The sequence below is a fragment of the Pseudonocardia sp. genome (genome assembly GCF_050246655.1).
GTDB lineage: Bacteria > Actinomycetota > Actinomycetes > Mycobacteriales > Pseudonocardiaceae > Pseudonocardia.
The window spans coordinates 1-6,296 of record NZ_JBFWVQ010000194.1 but is presented as its reverse complement, the minus strand read 5'-3'; the positions used below and the strand labels follow the sequence as shown (position 1 = coordinate 6,296).

Sequence of the window (6,296 nt, the reverse complement as noted above, 5' to 3'; positions counted from 1 at the left end):
ACCGCCCTGGCCATCGTCCCCGGCAAGAACACCGCACTACCGGCCACCGCCATGCTCACGGCATCATGACCGAGCACTGACCCGCACGGTGTCGAGCACGAACTCCACCACACAGCGGGACGCGACCATGCGGAACTCGCCGACGCGAGACGCGCAACTCGCCGATGCAGGATGCGGAACTCGCGGACGCGAGACGCGCAACCCGGCCTGGCGAAACACGCAACTCACGCGGACGAGATGCGCAACTCGCGGGTCAGCCGTCGACCGGGTCCCGCCGCAGCGCCGACGAGAGCCGGACCGCACCCACGCCGCCGGACCGGCCGGCAGCGTCATCCGGGTTCGACAGCCGGCAGCGGTCCAACGAGAGGCAGCCGCAGCCGATGCAGGAGTCGAGGCCGTCGCGCAGGGCGACGAGCGCGTCGATCTGCTCGTCCAGCCGCCCCCGCCAGGCCCTGGACAGCCGGGCCCAGTCCGCACGGGTGGGGGTCCGGCCGTCGGGGAGCTGCGTCAGGCCCTCGCGGACCTCCTCCAAGCTCACGCCGATCGTCCGCGCGGCGCGGATGAACGCGAGCCGGCGCAGCACGGAGCGCTCGTAGCGGCGCTGCCCGCCGGAGGTGCGGACGGTGTGCAGCAGCCCCTCGCGCTCGTAGTACCGCAGCGCCGAGTGCGGCAGGCCGCTGCGTCGTACCACCTCCCCGATCGGGAGCAGATCGTGCGCGTGCATCCCGGCATCCTCCTTGACCTGAAGTCAGATTTAGCTCCCAAGCTAGCCGACATGGCACACACCGACATCAGCGCCGACATCCGCACCCACATCCGCACCGCCATCGTCACCGGCGGCAGCAGCGGCCTCGGCCGCGCGCTCGTCGCCGGCCTCACCGCCCGCGGCACCACCGTCGTCACCGACGCGCGCGACGCCGCCCGGCTCCGGGACGCGGTCGCCGCCCTCGCCCACCCGGATCGCGTCGTGGCCCTGCCCGGCGACGTCACCGATCCCGCCCACCGCGCCGACCTCGTCGCCGCCGCGGGTGCGCAGGGCGGCCTGGACCTGCTCGTGCACAACGCGGGCGACCTCGGCCCCTCCCCGCTGCCCGCGCTCGCCGATCTCGACGAGGCGGCGCTGCGGGCGATCCTCGAGTCGAACGTCGTCGCCCCGCTCGCGCTCACCCGGCTTGCCCTCCCGCTGCTGCGGCGCTCGCCCGCACCGGCCGTCGTCACGATCAGCTCGGACGCCGCCGTCGAGGCCTACCCCGGCTGGGGTGGCTACGGCGCCGCGAAGGCTGCGCTGGACCGGCTCGCCGCCGTGCTGGCCGAGGAGCTCCCGGAGGTCGCGGTGTACGCGGTCGACCCGGGCGACATGCGCACGCCGATGCACCAGCGGGCGTTCCCGGGCGAGGACATCTCGGACCGCCCTGAGCCCGAGACGGTCGTCCCGGCGCTCCTGCGGCTGCACGACGAGCGGCCCGCCGTGGGCCGCTACCGGGCGGCCGAGTTCGCCCCCGGCACGGCGGGAGTGCCCGCGTGACCCGCCCCGCGACCACCGCCAGGAGCCACCCGCAGCGGCGCACGAGGATCCGGTTCACCGTGCCCGACGGCCTCGCCGCCACCGGCCCGCCGGAGGAACGCGGCCTCGCCCGCGACGAGGTGCGCCTCGCCGTCGTCGCGCGGGGCCGCCCGGTGCGCCACGTCCGGTTCACCGACCTGCCGGCCGCGCTAGCCCCTGGCGACCTGGTCGTCGTCAACACCTCGCCCACCGCGGCGGCCGCGGTCGACGGCCTGCGCGTGGACGGCCCGGTCGTGCTGCACGTCAGCGGGCCCGTCCCGGACGGCGACGGGTACGTGGTGGAGCTGCGCACACCCGGCGGGGAGCGGGTCACCGACGCCGCGGCGGGCGAGCGGATCGCGCTGCCCCGCGGCGTGACGGCGACGCTCACCGCCGCCTACCCCGACCCCGGCGCCCGCACCGGCCGCCTGTGGCGGGCCCGGGTCCCGGTGGAGGGCGGGCTCCCGGCCTGGCTGGCACGGGTGGGCCGGCCGATCCGCTATCCCTACCTGCGCAGCGCCCCGCCGGTGGAGGCCTACCGGACGGTGTTCGCGCAGGCCACGGCGGGTTTCCCGAGCGCGGAGATGCCGAGTGCGGGACGCCCGTTCTCGCCGCGGGTGCTGGCAGCGCTGCGGGCCCGCGGAGTGGGCGTGGCAACGTCGACCCTGCACACCGGCGTCTCCTCGCCGGAAGCGGGCGAGACCCCGCTCCCGGAGCGCTACGCCGTCCCGGCCGCGACGGCGGCCGCGGTGAACGCGACGCGTGCCCGGGGCGGGCGGATCGTCGCGGTCGGGACGACGGTGACCCGCGCGCTGGAGACGGTCGCCGCACCCGACGGCACGGTGCGGCCCGGCGCGGGCTGGACGGACCTGGTGCTGAGCCCGCAGCGCCCGGCCCGGACGGTGGACGGGCTCGTCACGGGCTGGCACGAGCCGGAGGCCTCCCACCTGCTGCTGCTGGAGGCCGTGGCCGGGGCGCGGCTGGTGCGGCGGGCGTACCGGGAGGCGCTGGCCGAGGGCTACCTGTGGCACGAGTTCGGCGACACCTGCCTGCTCCTGCCGTGAGACGGCCGTTCGGCTCAGCAGAGAAGACCGTTCGGGTGGGGTTGCCCGATCGCGCGTCACGAAACGATAAAGCAGGCGAGCGGTCGAGCCGGAGCGCCGAGAGGCGCCCCGGCACCTTGTCCCTCCGGCGCCGGAGGCACTACCTTTTGCGCCAGCGTCACGACTCGGCAACGAGCGCGCACGGCCGGACCCCCCATCCGGCCCCGGGCCCCGAACCTGGAAGCGCTCGCGGTGGGTCGCTCCCCAGCGCTGAAGGGTTGGTCCGTGGCAGTACACCGCTCCCCCGGTGCACGCGCGCGTCGGCACGCGACACCGCGTCCGGCCGTCGGCGCCACGCGTGCCGGCGCAGCCGCGGCTCTCGGCGCGGTCACCACGGGCGCGTTCACCGCCCTGATCCCCGCCGTCGACGCCCCGGTCCCGGTGGCAGCGGAGGACGTGTCCACGCCGTCGGTCGCCACGACGCTCGCCTCGGTCTCGATCCCGATCAAGATCGACGAGGACGGCCACCACACCAGCAAGGGAGCGTTCGTCCCGGTGCGGTCCGTCGCGGACGGCGCGGCGGACACCCCGGGCGAAGCGCAGCTCGCCCAGCTCGACAAGGCGGCCGGCATCGCCACCCGGATCGCCGAGATGGCCGCGAAGCAGCAGGCCGAGCAGGCCGAGCGGGCGAAGGTGGACGCGCTGATCGCCAAGGGTGGTCTCGACGGCTGGATCGCCGAGGCCCTGCGCGTCATGGACCTGCCGCAGAGCCTCGCCCCGGCCGTCAAGAAGATCATCATGAAGGAGTCGACGGGCAACCCGAACGCCATCAACCGCTGGGACGCCAACGCGCAGCGCGGCACCCCGTCCCAGGGCCTGATGCAGACGATCCCGTCCACGTTCAGGAAGTTCGTGCACCCGTCGCTGGCCGACAAGTCGATCACGCACCCGGTCGCGAACATCACCGCGGGCGTCCGCTACATGATCGCCACCTACGGCCTTCGCACGCTGGAGCAGGGCGGGCGCCGCTCCGCTGCAGGTCACTACGTGGGCTACTGACCCAGGGCGTCGGCGTCGTGCCGATCACCCGGTAGCCGGTTGATCCGGCCGCCAGCCGGTCTAGCGTCGGCGGCGAGGTGATGCGCCATGAGGATCGCGGTCGCCGGCGGGAGCGCGGCGGGCCTGCTGGCGGCGCTGATGCTGGCTCGCGCGGGCCACGACGTACTGGTCCTGGAGCGCGACGACCTCACGCCCGCCGCGGACGTGGAGACGGCCGCGGCCAGAGCGTTCCGCGCGGCGGCGCCGCAGGTGATCCAGCCGCACGTGCTGCTGACGGCGTTCCGGGAGGTGATGCAGCGGCGGCTGCCGGACGTGTACGCGGCGCTGATCGACGCGGGGGCAGCGGAGGCCGGGGTGCTCAGCCAGATGCCGCCGACGGTCCCGGACCGCACGCCAAAGCCCGGCGACGAGCGCCTGACGCTGCTCATGACGCGACGCGCCACCCTGGACTGGGTGCTGGCCCGGGTCGCGGCCACCGAGCCGCGGGTCGAGGTGCGCTACGGATGCGCGGTGACGGGTCTGGTCACGACGCGCGGGGAGCCACCGCACGTCCGGGGCGTGCGCACCGCGGAGGGCGAGCACCAAGCCGACGTCGTCGTCGACGCGTCCGGGCGCCGCAGCCCCGTGGACCGCTGGCTTGAGGCCGCGGGGGCGCGCCACAGCCACCTGGCGCATGCCGAATGCGGTCTCGCCTACTACGGCCGCCAGTACCGCGCCCGGCCTGCCGACCTCCCCGGTCCGGTGACGACGCGGGTGGTCGCCGGGCTGCGGGAGTTCGTCGTCGGGATCTGGGGCGGCGACAACGACAGCATGCAGCTCGTGGTCGCGCCACTCGCCGCGGACCACCGCTTCACCTCGGCGCGCCGCCCGAAGGTCTTCGAGGCCGTGCTGCGCAGCGTGCCGTTCTACGCACCGTGGCTCGACGGCCTCGACCCGATCACCGACGTCGGCGTGATGGGTGGGCTGCACAACACCCTGCGCCGCCTCGTCGTCGACGGCGTGCCCGTCGCGACCGGGCTGCACGCCGTCGGTGACTCGGTGTGCACGACGAACCCGACGTTCGGCCGCGGGCTGGGTCTCACCGCGCACACCGTCGCCGACCTCGCCGACGCGCTGGCCGCGCACCCGACGAACCCCGTGGCCAGGGCGCTCGCGGTCGACGCCGCCGTGGACGAGCACATCGCCCCCTGGTACGCCGACCAGGCCGTGACGGACGCGGTCGCCGTGGCGCGCCAGCGGCACGCCGTCTTCGGCACCCCGCCGCCGGACCTCACCCCGCCGCCCGGCGAGCTCACGTTCCGGGAGCTGCGCGCGGCCGCCCCGGTGGACGCGGCCGCGTTCCGCGGTGTCCTGCGCAGCATGGGCATGGTCGGGCGGCCGTCGGACGTCTACGCGGATGCGGTGCTGCTCCGGCGCGTCCGGACGCTGCTGGCCGAGCACCCACCGGAGCCGATGGCGCAGCCGAGCACGGCGGAGCTGGAGCGGGCCCTCGCCGGCCCCGGCTGAGCGGGATCAGCCGGTCAGCCGCTTCGCGAGCGCCTCGGCGTCGACCCGGCCGGTGCCGTCCAGCACGTGCCACGGCGAGAGCCACCCGGACGCCGCCAGCTGCCCGTACACCGCTGCGGTGCGCGCCTGCAGCCCGCCGTCGGACTCGTAGACGTCGCGGCCGCGCGCCCGGCCCGCCGCACGCTGCGCGGCCACCGCCTCGGGCACCGCGAGCAGCAGCTGCACGTCCGGCACGGGAATGCCGAAGCGCTCGATCTCCAGCTCCCGCACCCACGCCACCAGCTCGCCGCCGGAGTCCTGGTGCAGCCGCGCCGCGCCGTAGGCGGCGTTCGAGGCGACGTACCGGTCCACCAGCACGACGTCGGACGCCGCCGCGGCGCGGCGGAGCTCGTCCGCCGCGTCCCTGCGGTCCAGCGCGAACAGCAGCGCCATCGCGTGCACGGACGACGCGACGTCGCCGAGCCTGCCGTGCAGGGCGTCGCGGGCCAGCTCGGCGTGTACGTCGGCCTCGTAGCGCGGGAAGGCGAACCGGGCGACCCGGGCGTCCCGCGCGACGAGCACCTTGTCGAGGGCCTCGGTCAGGGTGTGCTTGCCGGCCCCGTCGAGGCCCTCGATGATGATCAGCACGAGTCGACCGGCACGTCAGTACCGGTAGTGCTCCGGCTTGAACGGCCCCTCGACGTCCACGCCGATGTACTCGGCCTGGTCCTTGGTCAGCTTCGTCAGCTCGCCGCCGAGCGCCAGCACGTGGATCCGGGCCACCTTCTCGTCGAGGATCTTCGGCAGCCGGTAGACGTCGTTGTTGTACTCCTCGTGTCGGGTGAACAGCTCGATCTGCGCGATCACCTGGTTGGAGAAGCTGTTGCTCATCACGAACGAGGGGTGCCCGGTGGCGTTGCCGAGGTTCATCAGCCTGCCCTCGGACAGCACGATGATCGAGTGCCCGTCCGGGAAGATCCACTCGTCGACCTGCGGCTTGATGGTGATCCTGCGGATGCCGGGCACCCGGGCCAGGCCCGCCATGTCGATCTCGTTGTCGAAGTGACCGACGTTGGCGACGATCGCCTGGTGCTTCATCCGCGACATGTGCTCGACGGTGACGATGTCCTTGTTGCCGGTGGCCGTGACCACGATGTCGGCCTTGT

Annotated in this window: 7 protein-coding genes; 4 read left to right on the top strand and 3 right to left on the bottom strand. The window is 74.6% G+C overall.

Annotated features, from left to right (window positions below):
• Positions 1 to 253 precede the first annotated feature (253 nt).
• A complete protein-coding gene (soxR, locus tag AB7J25_RS29775; protein WP_428514566.1) occupies positions 254 to 724 on the bottom strand; it encodes a redox-sensitive transcriptional activator SoxR in 471 nt (156 codons plus the stop codon).
• A 51-nt stretch (positions 725 to 775) separates the two neighbouring features.
• Between soxR and AB7J25_RS29770 the strand changes: the two genes are divergently transcribed.
• The 4 genes from AB7J25_RS29770 to AB7J25_RS29755 all read left to right on the top strand — a co-directional run bounded on the left by AB7J25_RS29770 (position 776) and on the right by AB7J25_RS29755 (position 5,151).
• Positions 776 to 1,525 carry an SDR family NAD(P)-dependent oxidoreductase gene (locus AB7J25_RS29770; protein ID WP_428514564.1) on the top strand — a complete coding sequence of 250 codons (750 nt, stop codon included), beginning with the start codon at positions 776 to 778 and terminating at the stop codon, positions 1,523 to 1,525.
• A complete protein-coding gene (locus AB7J25_RS29765; protein ID WP_428514562.1) occupies positions 1,522 to 2,607 on the top strand; it encodes an S-adenosylmethionine:tRNA ribosyltransferase-isomerase in 1,086 nt (361 codons plus the stop codon). The genes AB7J25_RS29770 and AB7J25_RS29765 overlap by 4 nt, the downstream gene beginning before the upstream one ends.
• A gap of 264 nt (positions 2,608 to 2,871) precedes the next feature.
• Positions 2,872 to 3,645: a transglycosylase SLT domain-containing protein gene (locus AB7J25_RS29760; protein WP_428514560.1), complete on the top strand. Its 774-nt coding sequence runs from the start codon at positions 2,872 to 2,874 to the stop codon at positions 3,643 to 3,645.
• An 87-nt stretch (positions 3,646 to 3,732) separates the two neighbouring features.
• Positions 3,733 to 5,151, top strand: a complete 1,419-nt coding sequence (locus AB7J25_RS29755) for a hypothetical protein (RefSeq protein ID WP_428514558.1) — start codon at positions 3,733 to 3,735, stop codon at positions 5,149 to 5,151.
• A gap of 6 nt (positions 5,152 to 5,157) precedes the next feature.
• Here the strand turns inward: AB7J25_RS29755 and AB7J25_RS29750 are convergent, their stop codons facing one another.
• Positions 5,158 to 5,775: a dTMP kinase gene (locus tag AB7J25_RS29750; protein WP_428514568.1), complete on the bottom strand. Its 618-nt coding sequence runs from the start codon at positions 5,773 to 5,775 to the stop codon at positions 5,158 to 5,160.
• Positions 5,776 to 5,793: 18 nt separating this feature from the next.
• Positions 5,794 to 6,296: adenosylhomocysteinase (locus AB7J25_RS29745; RefSeq protein WP_428514556.1), on the bottom strand; the 503-nt coding region annotated here is incomplete at its 5' end.

Excerpts from the sequence above, each read along its gene's own strand:
- AB7J25_RS29770 (WP_428514564.1), top strand. The coding sequence starts at position 776 with ATGGCACACACCGACATCAGCGCCGACATCCGCACCCACATCCGCACC.
- AB7J25_RS29755 (WP_428514558.1), top strand. The coding sequence starts at position 3,733 with ATGAGGATCGCGGTCGCCGGCGGGAGCGCGGCGGGCCTGCTGGCGGCG.
- soxR (WP_428514566.1), bottom strand. The coding sequence starts at position 724 with ATGCACGCGCACGATCTGCTCCCGATCGGGGAGGTGGTACGACGCAGC.